Source organism: Methylobacterium phyllostachyos, assembly GCF_900103445.1.
Classification (GTDB): domain Bacteria; phylum Pseudomonadota; class Alphaproteobacteria; order Rhizobiales; family Beijerinckiaceae; genus Methylobacterium; species Methylobacterium phyllostachyos.
In genome coordinates this window covers 235,794-251,005 of the sequence record NZ_FNHS01000008.1, presented here as the reverse complement: position 1 = coordinate 251,005, position 15,212 = coordinate 235,794, and the positions used below count along the sequence as shown (strand labels likewise).

The following is a 15,212-nucleotide window of genomic DNA, read 5'->3' as shown; positions in this document are numbered from 1 at the left end:
GGCGGGGACGGCCAGAGACAACGGCCATCTAAAAACTCGGCGGTGTGCAGGCGCTCACCACCTCGCACGCGTTCGGCCCGACGCAGCGGAACCGGTGCGGGCGGCGGCTGTCGAAGCTGTAGGCGTCGCCGGGGCCGAGGATCCGGCGCTCGGCATCCACCGTCACCTCCAGCCGGCCGGAGAGCACGATGCCGCCCTCCTCGCCTTCGTGGGAGAGCGGCACCCGGCCGGTATCGGCGCCCGGCTCGTAGCGCTCCTTCAGGATCTGGAGCTTGCGCCCGAACAGGCTGTCGCCGACCTGCCGGTACGAGATCGCCCCCTTGTCGGCCTTCCGGCCAATCTCGGTCAGCTCTTCGGCGGCGAAGAACGCCTTGCGCTCCGGTTCCGGCTCCAGGGCGAAGAACTCGGCCATGCCGATCGGCACCCCGTCGAGGATCCGCTTCAGGGCGCCCACCGACGGGTTCACGCGATTCGCCTCGATCAGCGAGATCGCGGAATTCGTCACCCCGGCGCGCTTGGCGAGCGTCCGCTGCGACAGGCCGTGGCGGGCACGCACGAAGCGCAGCCGCGCGCCGACATCGATGCTCATTCGGCTATGGCCCGTTTCAGGTGTTGCGGATCCCGCAACGGTGCCACCCGCGGCCCCGTTCCTGCAAGGGCTTGGCGGCGGCCAGAAAAGGACTTGTTGCCCGATCCGCGAAGGTGTCCCCTGGTCCCGCTGCCCGATCCGTGCCGCCCGCTCCGGAGAACCGCCCCATGACCGACCATCCGCTCCGCAACACGCCCGCGATGGACGCCTTCTGGATGCCGTTCACGGCCAACCGCCAGTTCAAGGCGGCGCCGCGCCTGCTCGTGTCGGCCGAGGGCATGCACTACACCGCCGATGACGGCCGCAGGATCCTCGACGGCTCCGCGGGCCTCTGGTGCGTCAACGCCGGGCACGGACGCCGGGGCATCGCGGCGGCCGTGGAGCGCCAGCTCGCGACCCTCGACTTCGCCCCGACCTTCCAGATGGGCCACCCCATCGCCTTCGAATTCGCCGAGCGCCTCGCCGAGATCGCCCCGGGCGGACCGGACAAGCGCCTCGACCGGGTGTTCTTCACCAATTCCGGCTCCGAATCGGTCGACACCGCCCTCAAGATCGCGCTCGCCTACCAGCGGGCGATCGGGCAGGGGACCCGGACCCGGCTGATCGGCCGCGAGCGCGGCTATCACGGCGTCGGCTTCGGCGGCCTGTCGGTCGGCGGCATCGTGTCGAACCGGCGGGTCTTCCCGCAGCTCAACGGCACCGACCACCTGCGCCACACCCACGACCCAGCCCGCAACGCCTTCGTGAAGGGCCAGCCCGAGCACGGGGCCGAGCTCGCCGAGGATCTGGAGCGGCTGGTGGCGCTCCACGGGGCCGAGACCATCGCGGCCTGCATCGTCGAGCCGGTGGCAGGCTCGACCGGCGTGCTGGTGCCGCCGAAGGGCTACCTGGAACGCCTGCGCGAGATCTGCACCAAGCACGGCATCCTGCTGATCTTCGACGAGGTCATTTCCGGGTTCGGCCGCCTCGGCGCGCCGTTTGCGACCGACTTCTTCGGCGTCGTCCCGGACCTCGTGACCAGCGCCAAGGGCCTGACCAACGGCACGGTGCCAATGGGCGCAGTCTTCGCGAGCCGCGCGGTCCACGACGCGCTGATGCAGGGTCCGGACGGGATCGAGCTGTTCCACGGCTACACCTATTCCGGGCACCCGATCGCCTGCGCGGCCGGGATCGCGACTCTGGACATCTACCGGGAAGAGGGTCTCCTCACCCGCGTCGCCGACATCGCCGACGACTGGGCGGCGGCGATGCACGACCTGCGCGGGCGCAAGGGCGTCATCGACATCCGCACCATCGGTCTCGTGGCCGGCATTGAGCTGGCGCCGCGTCCGGACGCGCCGGGCAAGCGGGCCTACGACGTGTTCGTGGATTGCTTCGAGCGCGGCCTGCTCACCCGGGTGACCGGCGACATCATCGCGCTGTCGCCACCGCTGATCATCGAGCGCGGCCAGATCGGCGAGATCGTGGACATCCTGGGCGCCGCGATCGACCGGGTCGCCTGAGAACACTCTCGTCTTTGCGAGCGGAGCGAAGCAATCCAGGGTCGCGCTATGGTTCCAAACGTCCCGCCACCCTGGGTCGCTGCGCTCGCGATGACGGAGACGGTGACGCGATCACACAACCCTTGCGCGCCGCACAGGCGCCCCCGCCGCGCAGCGGGGTTGTCGCGACACCACCCGTGCCCATCTGCCCCGGACCCGGATTTTGGCCGGGCACGAGGGTTTTTATGTCGAACACCGCCCTGATCGTCGGCGCCAGCGGGATCGTCGGCAGCGCCACCGCGGCGCTGCTCAGCCAGGAGGGCTGGCGGGTCGCGGGCCTCGCGCGCCACCCGGTGCAGCAGGACGGCGTCGAGCCGGTGGCCGGCGACCTGCAGGACCCGGCCTCGCTGGAGCGGGCGCTCGCCGACCTCGCCCCGTCCCACGTGTTCCTGGCGACCTGGCAGCGGCGCCCGACCGAGGCGGAGATGATCCGCGTCAACCGGGCGATGATCGAGAACCTGCTCGACGCGCTCCAGCCGAAGAAGAGCGTCCGCCACGTCGCCCTGGTGACCGGGCTCAAGCACTATCTCGGCCCATTCGAGGCCTACGGCAAAGGCACCCTGCCGCAGACGCCGTTCCGCGAGGACCAGGGTCGGCTCGACATCGAGAATTTTTATTATGCTCAAGAGGATGCCGTGTTCGCGGCCGCCGAGCGCGACGGCTTCACCTGGAGCGTGCACCGCCCGCACACGATCATCGGCAAGGCGGTGGGCAACGCCATGAACATGGGCACGACGCTCGCCTGCTACGCCACGCTGTGCCGGGAGCTGGGGCGCCCGTTCATCTTCCCGGGCTCGGCCGCCCAGTGGAACGGCCTCACCGACATGACCGACGCGCGGCTGCTCGCCCGTCAGCTGCTCTGGGCGTCGACGGAGCCCAAGGCCGCCAACGAGGCGTTCAACGTCGTTGACGGCGATGTCTTCCGCTGGAGCTGGATGTGGGGCCGGATCGCCGCGTGGTTCGGGATCGAGGCGGTGCCGTTCGATGGCACGCACCGGCCGCTCGAGCCCCGGATGGCGCAGGATGGCCCGGCCTGGGCCGAGATCGCGCAGCGCTACGGCTTGGCCGAGCCGAACCTCGAGAAGCTGGCCTCCCCCTGGCATACGGATGCCGATCTCGGCCGGCCGATCGAGGTCGTCACCGACATGAGCAAGAGCCGGCGGCTGGGCTTCACGGCCTATCAGCCGACCGACGACGCGTTCTACGATCTGTTCGCTCAGCTCCGCGCGGACCGGCTGATTCCGTGATGGGGATCACCGCCGTCATCGCGAGCGCAGCGAAGCGACCCAGGGCAGCGCGACCCTGGATTGCTTCGCTCCGCTCGCAAAGACGGCGGTGGCTCACCCGGCCTTGCGCTCCGTCCCGCACCACTCGGCCACGAACAGCGCCATAGTGGTCGTGATCCGCTTCACAGAGGCGAGGCTCACGCGCTCGTCGAAGCCGTGGATGTTCTGGGAGGTCGGGCCGTAGCAGAGGGCCGGCACCCGGTCGTAGAGGGCGTGGACCCGGGTATCGAGGTAGCCCGCCGTCATGAAGCTCTGGAGCGGTGCGCCGATCGCCCGCTCGTGGGCGCGGCCGAGCACCGCCTCGGCCTCCGAGCCTTCCTCCAGCACATAGCCCTCGGCGAAGAAGCCGTTGAAGACCACCCGCGGCGGGCTGTTGGCCAGGAACGGATCCATGCGGGAGAAGCTGGCCACCGCGGCTTCGATCTCGGCGGCGGCCTGCGCGGCGGTCACGCCCGGATAGAGCGCCACCCGGCAGTGGATCCGGCACCAGGCTGGCACCGAGGAGGCCCAGTCACCGCCCTCGATCTTGCCGATGTTCAGGTTGATCGGGTGGTCCTCGGTCTCGAAATGCGGATGCGACGCCTTCTCGGCGTTCCAGCGGGCCTCGACGGCGCGCAGCGCGCCGATCACCCGGTAGGTGGCGTCGATGGCGTTGGCACCCGCGCCCATCTCGCGGACATGGACCGGCACCCCCCGGACCTCGACGGTGAACCACAGCACGCCGGTATTGGCGCGCACGAGCTTCTCATCCTCGGGCTCGGGGATCAGCACGGCGTCGGCCCGGTAGCCGCGCAGGTGGGTCATCAGGGCACCGTTGCCGGTGGATTCCTCCTCGACCACCGACTGCACCGTCACGGCGGCCGCCGGCTGGAGGCCGAGCCGGGCGAGGGCGTCGAGGGCGAACAGGTTGGCGGCGTGCCCCGCCTTCATGTCGCCGGCGCCGCGGCCATACATCCAGTCGCCCTGGATCACCGGATCGAAGGGCCGATGGGTCCAGAGGTCGAGGGGGCCGGGCGGCACCACGTCGACATGGGCCTGCAGGATCAGCGAACGCCCGGTCTCGGTGTTCGGCCGGTGATGGCAGACGACGATCGGCGCGTCCGAATGATGGGCCTCATCGATCTTCGAGCCGCCGGGATGGGCCGCGATGGCGTCCCGGTCCATGGCGAAGCGCTCGGTCGCGTAGCCCCGGGCGCGGAACTGGTCGAACACGTAATCCTGGCAGGCATGCTCTTCACCCCGCAGGGAGGCGAACCGGACCAGGGCCTGCGTGTGGGCGACCTGATCGGCAAACCCCTCCGCCACGGAGGCTTCGATCTCGGCGGCGAGGGTGGGGTCGAGGGCCATGGGAACTCCGAACCAATCTTGAGCCGGAGGAGGCGCCCGGGCCCGGGCCGCTGTCAACCGGCGGTTGGCGACAGCACGGTTCATGCCGGGCCGCCCGATCCTGGATCAAGGCGACGGCGGGGGGGCGCTCAGCAGAGCGTGACTGCGCAGGGCCGGGACTCGCCGGAACCTTGGCGTTGCCAAAGGCTTAGCGTGTCGGCAAACCGTCGCGGTTTCCCGTTCGGAGGCTCGCATGCGTATCGGTCTGGTCTCGGTCCTGTCCGGCCTGCTCCTGTGGGCCGCCGTCCCGGCTTCGGCCTCCGCGGACGTGCTGATCAACGTCGACAAGAGCGCGCAGCGCATGGAGGTCACGGTCGACGGGCAGCCGCGCTATTCCTGGCCCGTCTCCACGGGGGTCGAGAGCCACGATACCCCCTCCGGCTCCTACCGCCCATTCCGGATGGAGCGCACGCACTTCTCGAAGGAGTGGGACGACGCGCCGATGCCCTTCGCGATGTTCTTCACCAATCAGGGCCATGCCATCCACGGCACCAACCATGTCCGCAATCTCGGGCGGGCGGCCTCGCACGGCTGCGTGCGCCTGTCGGTGCGCAATGCCGCGACTCTGTTCAACCTGGTAAAGGCCGAGGGCATGGGCCGCACCCGGGTGGTGATCGAGGGCGCCGACATGCCGGTGGCCGAGGCCGGGCCGCGCGGGATCCGCATCGCCCGGCAGCGCAGTCCCTATGGGGAGGCGCTGCAGGCGGATGGCGACCAGATGGGCCGCCGGTCGCAGTCGGTCACGTACCGCCCGGCCTATGTGCCTGCCCCCGCCTACGGCTACCCGGCCGATACGGACGAGATGGACGGCTGGTAGGCCCGCCGCCTGCGCCGGTCGCACTGAAGGTTCTGCCCTCGCCCGTCGGAAACGTCAGGCGCGCTGGGCCGCCGCCCATTGCCCCGGGCGTGATCCAGGCCTAGCTCCCCGGCGGCCACAGAGCTCGCGCGGCCCCTGCCGCGACCTTAATCGGACGGAGACACCCCCGAGATGCCTTTCGCTTTCTGCCGGTCCCTTCCCCTTGCCGCCCTGGCGCTCGCCGCGGCCACCGTGCCGGGCTACGCCCTGGACGTGACGCGCACGGCCGACATCGCCGCGCCCCCGGCCAAGGTCTGGCAGACGATCGGCGATTTCTGCGGCATCGGCGACTGGCATCCGGCCATCGAGAAATGCGCCCTGTCCGACAAGGACGGCATGAAGGTCCGCACGCTGAGCCTGAAGGGCGGCGGCACCATCAAGGAGGAGCAGGTCTCCCGGGACGACAAGGTGATGAGCTACACCTACACGATCCTGGAGAGCCCGCTGCCGGTCTCGGACTACAAGTCGACCCTCTCGGTCGCCCCCGAGGGCTCCGGCTCAAAGGTGACGTGGACCGGCACCTTCAACGCCAAGGGTGCCCCCGACACGGTCGCGGTCGATGCGATCCAGGGCATCTACGATTCTGGCCTGAAGGCGCTCGCCGACAAGGCGAAGTAGGCGCTCACGATCCGGCGTGCGCTGTTGAAGCGAGATGATGGCAGTGCGCGCCAACCCGCTCTGATGACAGCAGAATCCTGTATGACCAATGCCCAGCGCCCGGGCAGGGCGTGTCGTGGCGGCGATTGACCCACGGCCAAGCTCGGCTCACAACCCGGGCGGCGCAGCCCCGCGCCGCAACAGGATGATCGCCGTGCCCGCGTCCCGTCTCCCGATGCGCCTCAGCCTCGCTGCCCTCGCCGTCGCGGCGCTGGCGGCCTGCCAGCAGCGGACCGCCCCGGCGGTCATGGAGCCTTCGCCCGTCATCCCGGCCCCAGTAGCCCTGCCCACCGGCAGCGGCTGCGGTCCCGAGATCGCCCGCACCAAGGCGATCGTCGACAGCGACGTGGCGACCGGCAACCTCAACAAGCCCGTGGGCGACCGCTTCAACGCCGATCTTGCCCACGCCGCCGCGGAATGCGCGGCCGGCAAGTCGGGTGAAGCCCTGCACCTGCTCGCCGCCGCCAAGAGCCACTACGGCTACCGCTGAACGGAGGCCATGGGCGCGCCAGCCTACGACACGACCCGTGGTCTGAACGGCGCCGGCGCGACTGAAGCCGGTCCAGCCGTTCAGATCACGAACAGCAGGTTCAGCCCGGCGCGCCGGAACCCTTCCTCGGCGATCTTGAGGTCGAGCCCGTAGGACGCGATGTCGTCCGCCACCGGGTCGAGCGTCGGGGCCCGGTGCTGGTGCAGGTGCTTGATATAGCTGTGGCAGGTCGTACAGGTCTCGACCTGGACGTCCTTCGACACCTCGTCGAGCCCGTAATAACTGATGCCCTCGCCGGAGCCGCAGGCGGTGCAGCGGATCCGGACGTGGTTCCAGTAGGTACCGCACAGCGAGCAGCTGAGATAGCGCGCCTTGTCGGCCGGGGTCCAGCCGACCACGACGCTCGCCACCGGCGCGCCGCCGCAGCACGGGCAGACACCGTCCGCCACCGGCTTCAACGCCTTCGTGTCGAGCCGCACCGCCTGCTCGGCGAGACGGACCTGCAGGGCCGCCGAGACGAACACGCATTCGGCAATCCGGTCCACCGGCAGCGCGCCCTCGAACACCTGAAGGGCGAGGTCGAGGCGGTCTTCCCGGGAGGCTGCCCGCAGGCTCTCGCGCGCCGCCGCGGAAGCCTCGGGTGCCGTGCTGAGATCGAGTGCGTCGAGCAGCGCCAGCAGGCTGTCATCGAAGCCCGTGTCAGCCTCCAGGCTGTGCCGCGACAGGGGCGGCATGCCGTGCTCGCTCCGCAGGGCCAGATCGGCGCCGTCCGGTGGCGGCGGGAGCGCCACCTTGGCCTGGATCGCATCCTGGGCCCGGGCGACCTCCGCCACAAACCGGAGATAGGCCTCCAGCGGGTGCCCGGGGGCGGCCTCGGTCAGGCGGGCCGCGCGGTCGGCGAACAGGGTCGTGGGATCCGGCAGGCGCACGAACGGCACCGAGCCGGAGATCCCGATCTTGTCGGGATCGGGCTTCAGCTCATGGAAATCCCGGCGGCGGGGCTTAGGCGCCTCCGCTTGCGTCGGGGTCTTGTCCGCGGCCGGGACCGCAGGTTTGCGCCTGAAGAAATTGGCCACCAATCAGGATCCGCGCTTGTCCACCGAGCCGTGGCGCGCCTTGCCGCCGGCGATCTGCCGGAACCACTTGCGGTGATGCCGGTAGGCCCAGCCACCCGTCACCGTGCCGCGGACCATCGCCCGCCCGGTGCCGCGCACCCAGATGCCGGCGTAGATGTGGACCACGATGATCGCGATGGCGATCACGGCGGCGAGCGAGTGGGCGAGCAGCGCCCAGCGCTGGGTCTCGATCGAGGTGAGGCCGCCGAAATAGGTGTTCCAGATCACGAGGCCGGTCACGAACATCACGCCGATCAGCGCGGTCTGGCCCCAGAACACGCCCTTCTGGCCGGCATTGTACTTGCCGAGTTCCGGCAGCCGGTCGTCGCGGTTGGTGACCACGTCGCCGATGTGCTTGCTCCACTCGACATCGTCCTTGTTGGGGATGTTGAGCTTCCAGAAGCGCACGAACAGGAAGAGGAAGCTGACCGCCAGCGCCACGCCGAACCACGGGTGGATCGCCCGCGTCGCCTGCCCGCCGCCGAACAGGCCCGTGAGCGAGAACAGGTAGGGCGTGAACATCGCCAGACCCGAGAGGGTCAGCAGGGTAAACAGGATCGCGGTGATCCAGTGGTTCACGCGCTGCACGCCGGTGTAGCGCGGGACGTACATCACCTCCGGCGCTTCGGACTTGGCGTGGTGCAGGGGGCGGGAGTCGCCGTCCCGGATGTCGCTCTGGATCGTCATCGGCCTTCTCGCGCCTGATGCGGTGCCGGCCCCGCATCACGGCGGAGGTGGCTCTGAAATTCAAGATAGGGTGGAGCAGCTGCGCCGTCTCCATCCTGTCGCTTGCGGCTCCGCAACTCTCCCTCCCCCTCTGCGGGGGAGGGTGGTCCCTGCTTCAGCAGGGGTCGGGAGAGGGGAACCCGGGTTCGGGAAAGGTCACGAGACCGGCACGACGGGCACAGGCGATCCTGCACCGTCGCTCCCCTCTCCCGACCCCCTTCGGGGGCCACCCTCCCCCGCAGAGGGGGGAGGGAGACCGTCGCGGTTCAGTGCGGCCGCGCTTCGTCGCTGCCGGTCTCCCGGCGCTTGGCCTCGTCGTACTCGACCGCCTCTTCCTCTTCCTCGGGCACGACCTCGTTCGGGCCGGCCGTCACGTAGTGGAAGAAGCCCGCCACCGCCGCAAAGCCCATCGCGGCGAGGCCGAACACCTTGGCGCCACCCTTCCAGAAGGCCACCAGCGGCGAGATCTTCGGATCGTTCGGCAGGCCGGCATAGAGGCTCGGCTGGTCGGCATGGTGCAGCACGTACATGACGTGCGTGCCGCCGACGCCGGCCGGGTCGTAGAGGCCGGCATGCGCGAAGCCGCGCGACTTCAGATCCTCGACGCGGGTCTCAGCCTGCTCGATCATGGCCTGCTTGGTGCCGAACATGATCGAGCCGGTCGGGCAGGCCTTGGCGCAGGCTGGAGCCTGCCCCACCGCCACCCGATCCGAGCACAGGGTGCACTTGTACGCCTTGTGATCGGTCTGGCTGATGCGCGGGATGTTGAAGGGGCAGCCCTTCACGCAGTAGCCGCAGCCGATGCAGTTCTCCTCGATGAAGTCGACGATGCCGTTGGAGTACTGCACGATCGCGCCGGGGGACGGGCAGGCCTTCAGGCAGCCCGGCTCGGTGCAGTGCATGCAGCCGTCCTTGCGGATCAGCCATTCGAGGTGGTTGGTCTCCGGGTTCTCGTACTCGGTGAACCGCATCAGGGTCCACGACTTCGGCGTGAGGTCGTGGGGGTTCTGGTAGGTGCCCGTGTTGACACCGATGTCGTCGCGCAGGTCGTTCCACTCCTCGCAGGCCGATTGGCAGGCCTTGCAGCCGATGCACTTCGACACGTCGATGAGCTTGGCGACCTCCACCTGACGGCGGATCTCCGGCGGCGTCTCCGTCGAGGCGGAGCGCTGGCGGATGTCGAGGGAGCTGTAGTCAGCCATGTCTGCCGCTCCCCCTTACGCGACCGCGTCCGACGGAGGCGTGGTCGGCTCGATATTCACGAGCCAAGCCTTGAACTCCGGCGTCTCGGTGTTCGCGTCGCCGACGACGGGCGTCAGCGAGTTCGGGTGCCATCCTTTCTTGGTCAGGCCCATGAAGCCCCAGTGCTGCGGGATGCCGACGACGTGGACGGGCTTGCCGTCGCAGATCAGCGGCTTGATGCGCTTGGTCACCAGGGCCTTGGCCTTGAGCGAGCCGCGCTTCGACCAGACGCGGACCCAGGAGCCCTTGGCGATGCCCTTCTCCTTGGCGAGTTCCTCCGAGATCTCCACGAAGGCCTCCGGCTGGAGGATCGCGTTGATCCGGGCGTGCTTGGTCCACCCGTGGAAGTGCTCGGTCAGGCGGTAGCTCGTCGCCGCGTAGGGGAACTCCTTCGCGTCGCCGAGATCGGCCAAATCGTCCTTGAAGATCCGGGACGCGGGCGCGCCCTTGATCCGCGGGAAGGCGAGGTTGGCCATCGGGGACTCGAAGGGCTCGTAATGCGCCGGGAACGGCCCGTCGCGCATGAGACCCCGGGTCCACAGGCGGGCGACGCCCTCCTGGTTCAGGATGAACGGGCCGACGCCCTTATCGGGGGCGACGGTGACGCCGTAGTCCGGCACGTCGAAGCCGATCCACTGCTTGCCGTTCCACTCGATGAGCTTCTTCTTCTCCGACCACGGGCGCCCCTCGGGGTCGCACGAGGCGCGGTTGTAGAGCACGCGCCGGTTGGCCGGCCACGCGAAGGCCCAGTTGGGCGCGATGCCGCGATCGCCGGGATCGGTATTGTCCCGGCGGGCCATCATGTTGCCCTTCTCGGTGTAGCAGCCGGAATAGATCCAGCAGCCGCACGCCGTGGTGCCGTCGTCCTTGAGCTGGGCGAAGCCGTCCACCTGCTTGCCCGCCGGGATGATCGTCCCGTTGAGGTCCGGCGTCGGCGCCAGCGTGTAGCCGTTGAGCTCGCGGGCGAGCTCCGTCGGCGTGGGCGACTCGGCGATCGCGTAGTCCCACTTCAGATTGACGATCGCGTCCGGGAAGGCCCCGCCATCCTTCTTGTAGGCGTTGCGGACGCGCAGGAAGATCTCCGACATGATCTCGATGTCGGAGCGGCACTCGCCCGGCGCCTCCTGCGCCTGCCAGTGCCACTGCAGCCAGCGGCTGGAGTTCGACAGCGAGCCTTCCTCCTCCACGAACAAGGTGGTTGGAAGCTCGAACACCTCGGTCTGGATCTTGGTCGGATCGACGTCGTTGTACTCGCCGTGGTTCTCCCAGAACCGGGCCGTCTCCGTCTTGAGCGGGTCCATCACCACGATGAACTTCATCTTGGAGAAGGCTTCCGTCATCTTGGCCCGATTCGGGAACGACAGCAGGGGGTTGAAGCCCTGGATGACGTAGCCGGTCATCTTGCCCTGCTTGGCGAGCTCGAACCCACGCAGCACGTCGTAGGTCGGCACGTCGAGCTTGGGCAGGTAATCGTACGCCCAGTCGTTCTCCTTCGTCGCCTTGTCGCCCCACATCGCCTTCTGGAACGAGACGAAGAACTTGTTGTAGTTCTGCCAGTAGCTCGTCTGCCCCGGACGCAGCGGCTTGAACTGCCGCTTGGCCATGTAGCTCGCGTAGTCGGGCTCCTTCTCCACCGGGATGTTGAGATATCCGGGGATCAGGTTCGACATCAGGCCGATATCGGTCAGCCCCTGGATGTTGGAGTGACCGCGCAGGGCCTGCATCCCACCGCCGAGCACGCCGATGTTCCCGAGCAGGGTCTGCACGATGCACATCGAGCGGATGTTCTGCGAGCCCTTGGAGTGATGGGTCCAGCCGAGCGCGTAGAGCGAGGCCATCGACTTCTCGGGGGAAGCCGTCGTCGCCATCATCTCGCAGACCTTCAGGAAGGTCTCCTTGGGCGAGCCGCAGATCCTCTCGACCATCTCGGGCGTGTAGATCGCGAGATGCTTCTTGAGGAGCTGCATGACGCAGCGCGGGTGCTGCATCGTCTCGTCGACCACGGCGTAGCCGTCGGGGCCGATCTCGTAGTCCCAGGTGGTCTTGTCGTAGTCGCGCTTGTCCGCGTCGTAGCCCGTGAACAGCCCGTCCTGGAAGTCGTAGCCCTCGCGGACCACGTACCCGGCGTTGGTGTAGGCGGAGACGTAGCGGTGCTGCAGCTTGTCGTTGTCGAGCAGGTACTTGGCCACGCCCGACAGGAACGCGATGTCGGTCCCCTGCCGGATCGGGCAGTAGAGATCGGCCACCGACGCCGTGCGGGTGAAGCGCGGATCGACGACGATCAGCTTGGCATTGTTATGGGCTTTCGCCTCGACGACCCACTTGAAGCCGCAGGGATGAGCCTCGGCGGCATTGCCGCCCATCACGGTGATCACGTCCGCGTGCTTGATGTCCATCCAGAGGTTGGTCATCGCACCGCGTCCGAAGGAGGGCGCCAAACTGGCGACCGACGGACCGTGTCAAACTCTGGCCTGATTATCGAAGACCAGGGCCCCCATGCTTCGGACTGTCTTGTAGGTCAGCCAGGCCGTCTCGTTGGTGGTGGCCGAGGCGCCGAGGAAGCCCATCGTGGTCCAGCGGTTGACCGTGAGGTCGCCGTTCTTGGCCACGAAGTTCTTGTCCCGGTCCTCCTTCAGGAGCTGCGCGATCCGGTCCAGGGCGAAGTCCCAGGACACGCGCTTGAACTCGGAGGAGCCCGGCGCCCGGTGAAGCGGGTACTTGGTGCGGGTCTCGGCGTGGACGAAGTCGAGCAGCGCCGAGCCCTTCGGGCAGAGCGTGCCGCGGTTGATCGGGTGATCGGGATCGCCCTCGATATGCATCACCGAGGAGCGCGCGTTCTTCGAACGGTCGCCGAGGCTGTAGAGGATGACGCCGCACGCGACCGAGCAGTACGGGCACGTGTTGCGCGTCTCGCGCATCTGCGCGAGCTTGAAGGGCCGCACCGCAGCGGCCATGGCGGGCTCGAGCCCGCCAAATCCGAGTGCGCCCAGCGTGCCGCCCGCGAGGCCGGCACCGGCCCCCTTGAGCAGGCCACGCCTTGAGACCTGGACCGTCATCTCCGCTCCATAAAGAGATCTGGTATAATTCCAGGGTGTCCCAAAAAAGCGTGCGCGAGGCAAGTGCGGTTGCGTGACACAGACGTGACACGTTGGATACGGTGTTGCGGGCGACGCAGTACGTTCGCCCGACGTGTTATCATCCTTTTAGGAAATGACTTTTTTACTTGCTCGGCGCCGCCGGATTCGTCCCGGATGGGCTTGCCGTACGGTGATCGAGGGGCGCCTGAGGCTCGGTCGCGGACGAGCCGCCGGTGTTCGCATTAGGCACCGGACGGTCGGCATTCTCCTTGATCGACTGGCCGCCGGGATTCGGCGCATCCTTGGCCGCCGACTGTTCCCGCGGAACCGGAGCTTGACTCCAGCCATCCTGGGCACTCCGGGATTTATCGCCCATCGCGTCGACACCCTTGATCTCACCCGGCTTCGTCTGAGCGAGGCTCGGTGAGCTCGCCAGGGCGGACGCGAGCAACACCAACATCGTCAAGGGGATCGGGCGGGACACGGCAGGCTCCGGGCGGAAGGGTTGTCTCAAAGGCGGGCAACGTATCCCTGCGGTTGCCAGTTCCGCCCCGCGACAGCCCCGGCGCGGCGGGTCCGGCAGGCCGCGCCGTCAGGGACGTGGTGACGAGTCCTTAACCAAGCCGAGCCACTCTCAAGTCCGGCCGCTGCTGAGGATGCCATTATCATGTCGAAGCCGCATCCTGAGCGAGCGACCCCGCAGCAGCCGGCCGCCGAGGCGCCGAACCTGCCCGCCGGGATTCGCCGTCATCTCGGCCAGAACCTGCGCGCGCAATACGCCGATTCGCTCGAGGCCCCGGTCAACGCGCGGCTCGAAGCCCTCATCGCACAACTCGACAAGACGAAACGCTGATCGGCCGCGCAACCGCTTGATCGCGGCGCTGAACGGCCGGACGCGCGATGTCGATCGCCGCGCTCATGTGCGCCAGCACACAGAAGATCGTTCGTTCTGCGAAACCGCCCAAGAGGCTGATTTTCTTCTCCGGACAGCGCACCGGGGAGAAGATCCATACATTCCGGCTCTCTACGCCCCTGACACCGCTTGCTTTTCCGCTGCGTCCGCCGATCTAGTCGCTGTCGAAAAGCCGGGCAACGCTTCGTCCACGGCTTGACTTCGTTCGTTAAAAAGAACGATTTCCAAGATACGCCGGGGCTTCACCCTGCGTCGCGCAAGCGCGAATGGCCGGGGATCGCACGTGATGACGAGTGCTGCAGGACGGGGCCGGATGGTCCGTGCGGTCGGGCTGTCCCTGTGGGTGGGCGCCGGTCTTCTGGCTTGCGCCCTGCCGGCCGCGGCCGAGACCGCGCTCCTCAACGTCTCCTACGATCCGACGCGCGAACTCTATCGGGACATCAACGCCGCCTTCGCGGAGGAGTGGAAGGCCAAGACCGGCGAGGCGATCACGGTGCGGGCCTCGCACGGTGGATCGGGCGCGCAGGCGCGCACGGTGATCGACGGGGTCGACGCCGACGTCGTGACACTCGGCATCCCCTCCGACATCGATGCGATCGCCAAGCTCACGCACAAGATCCCGGAGGATTGGCGCAGCAAGCTGCCGAACACGGCGACACCCTACACCTCGACGGTGGTGTTCCTCGTCCGCAAGGGCAACCCGAAGGGCGTCAAGGACTGGGCCGACCTCGTGAAGCCCGACGTGAAGGTCATCACCCCGAATCCGAAGACCTCGGCGGGCGGGCGCTGGAACTTCCTCGCCGCCTGGGGCTACGCCTACAATCAGGACAAGGATGCCGCCAAGGCCGACGCCTTCGTGGGGCAGGTCTACAAGAACGTGCCGGTGCTCGACACGGGCGCCCGCGGCTCCACCGTGACCTTCGCGCAGCGCGGGCTCGGCGACGTGCTGCCCACCTGGGAGAACGAGGCCTACCTGGTCCTCCAGGAATTCGGCGCGGACAAGTTCGACATCGTCTCGCCGCCGAGCTCGATCTACGCCGAACCGCCGGTGGCCCTCGTGGCGGCCAATGCCGAGCGTAAGGGGACGACGAAGGCCGCGCAGGCCTATCTCGACTTCCTCTACACCGACCGCGCACAGGCGATCTTCGCCAAGCACCATTACCGGCCGATCAAGCGCGAGGCGGCGGCGCAGGCCGACCTTGCGCAGCTCCCCGAGATCAAGCTGTTCAAGATCGAGGATCTGCAGGGCTCCTGGGACGAGATCCAGAAGCGGAACTTCGACGCCGGCGGCCTGTTCGACCGGTTGAGCCGGGCTGGCCGCTGAGACTCGCACC

Annotated in this window: 14 protein-coding genes; 7 read left to right on the top strand and 7 right to left on the bottom strand. The window is 68.3% G+C overall.

Annotation, left to right across the window (positions count from 1 at the left end; genetic code table 11):
* Nucleotides 1-28: 28 nt before the first annotated feature.
* A complete protein-coding gene (locus BLQ49_RS14930) occupies nucleotides 29-589 on the bottom strand; it encodes a cupin domain-containing protein (protein ID WP_091716912.1) in 561 nt (186 codons plus the stop codon).
* Between the two features lie 167 nt (nucleotides 590-756).
* Between BLQ49_RS14930 and aptA the strand changes: the two genes are divergently transcribed.
* Nucleotides 757-2,091: an omega-aminotransferase AptA gene (aptA, locus tag BLQ49_RS14925; protein ID WP_091716910.1), complete on the top strand. Its 1,335-nt coding sequence runs from the start codon at nucleotides 757-759 to the stop codon at nucleotides 2,089-2,091.
* Nucleotides 2,092-2,315: 224 nt separating this feature from the next.
* Nucleotides 2,316-3,377 (top strand): SDR family oxidoreductase, encoded by a 1,062-nt coding sequence (locus BLQ49_RS14920; RefSeq protein WP_091716908.1) that lies wholly within the window; start codon nucleotides 2,316-2,318, stop codon nucleotides 3,375-3,377.
* A gap of 93 nt (nucleotides 3,378-3,470) precedes the next feature.
* Here the strand turns inward: BLQ49_RS14920 and BLQ49_RS14915 are convergent, their stop codons facing one another.
* Nucleotides 3,471-4,763, bottom strand: coding sequence for an ArgE/DapE family deacylase (locus tag BLQ49_RS14915; RefSeq protein ID WP_091716906.1), 1,293 nt, complete (start codon nucleotides 4,761-4,763; stop codon nucleotides 3,471-3,473).
* A gap of 232 nt (nucleotides 4,764-4,995) precedes the next feature.
* Here BLQ49_RS14915 and BLQ49_RS14910 point away from each other — a divergent pair, with 232 nt between their 5' ends.
* The 3 genes from BLQ49_RS14910 (at nucleotide 4,996) to BLQ49_RS14900 (ending at nucleotide 6,805) form a co-directional block, all read left to right on the top strand.
* Nucleotides 4,996-5,619 carry a L,D-transpeptidase gene (locus BLQ49_RS14910; protein WP_091716904.1) on the top strand — a complete coding sequence of 208 codons (624 nt, stop codon included), beginning with the start codon at nucleotides 4,996-4,998 and terminating at the stop codon, nucleotides 5,617-5,619.
* Between the two features lie 171 nt (nucleotides 5,620-5,790).
* Nucleotides 5,791-6,276: an SRPBCC family protein gene (locus BLQ49_RS14905; RefSeq protein WP_091716902.1), complete on the top strand. Its 486-nt coding sequence runs from the start codon at nucleotides 5,791-5,793 to the stop codon at nucleotides 6,274-6,276.
* A 184-nt stretch (nucleotides 6,277-6,460) separates the two neighbouring features.
* Complete coding sequence (locus tag BLQ49_RS14900; protein ID WP_091716900.1) at nucleotides 6,461-6,805, top strand: hypothetical protein; 345 nt, start codon at nucleotides 6,461-6,463, stop codon at nucleotides 6,803-6,805.
* Between the two features lie 80 nt (nucleotides 6,806-6,885).
* On the opposite strand, the gene fdhE is transcribed toward BLQ49_RS14900, so the two are convergent.
* From fdhE to BLQ49_RS14870, 5 genes are all read right to left on the bottom strand, one after another.
* Nucleotides 6,886-7,881: a formate dehydrogenase accessory protein FdhE gene (gene fdhE / locus BLQ49_RS14895; RefSeq protein ID WP_091717041.1), complete on the bottom strand. Its 996-nt coding sequence runs from the start codon at nucleotides 7,879-7,881 to the stop codon at nucleotides 6,886-6,888.
* Between the two features lie 3 nt (nucleotides 7,882-7,884).
* Nucleotides 7,885-8,607 (bottom strand): formate dehydrogenase subunit gamma, encoded by a 723-nt coding sequence (locus BLQ49_RS14890; RefSeq protein WP_091716898.1) that lies wholly within the window; start codon nucleotides 8,605-8,607, stop codon nucleotides 7,885-7,887.
* Nucleotides 8,608-8,912: 305 nt separating this feature from the next.
* Nucleotides 8,913-9,848, bottom strand: a complete 936-nt coding sequence (gene fdxH, locus BLQ49_RS14885) for a formate dehydrogenase subunit beta (protein WP_091716896.1) — start codon at nucleotides 9,846-9,848, stop codon at nucleotides 8,913-8,915.
* A 15-nt stretch (nucleotides 9,849-9,863) separates the two neighbouring features.
* A complete protein-coding gene (gene fdnG / locus BLQ49_RS14880; protein WP_143012261.1) occupies nucleotides 9,864-12,944 on the bottom strand; it encodes a formate dehydrogenase-N subunit alpha in 3,081 nt (1,026 codons plus the stop codon).
* Between the two features lie 163 nt (nucleotides 12,945-13,107).
* Complete coding sequence (locus tag BLQ49_RS14870; RefSeq protein ID WP_091716890.1) at nucleotides 13,108-13,449, bottom strand: hypothetical protein; 342 nt, start codon at nucleotides 13,447-13,449, stop codon at nucleotides 13,108-13,110.
* Nucleotides 13,450-13,632: 183 nt separating this feature from the next.
* On the opposite strand from BLQ49_RS14870, the gene BLQ49_RS14865 reads away from it, so the two are divergent.
* Nucleotides 13,633-13,818 (top strand): NepR family anti-sigma factor, encoded by a 186-nt coding sequence (locus BLQ49_RS14865; protein ID WP_091716888.1) that lies wholly within the window; start codon nucleotides 13,633-13,635, stop codon nucleotides 13,816-13,818.
* A 373-nt stretch (nucleotides 13,819-14,191) separates the two neighbouring features.
* A complete protein-coding gene (locus BLQ49_RS14860) occupies nucleotides 14,192-15,202 on the top strand; it encodes a sulfate ABC transporter substrate-binding protein (protein ID WP_091716886.1) in 1,011 nt (336 codons plus the stop codon).
* The last annotated feature ends 10 nt before the right edge of the window (nucleotides 15,203-15,212 follow it).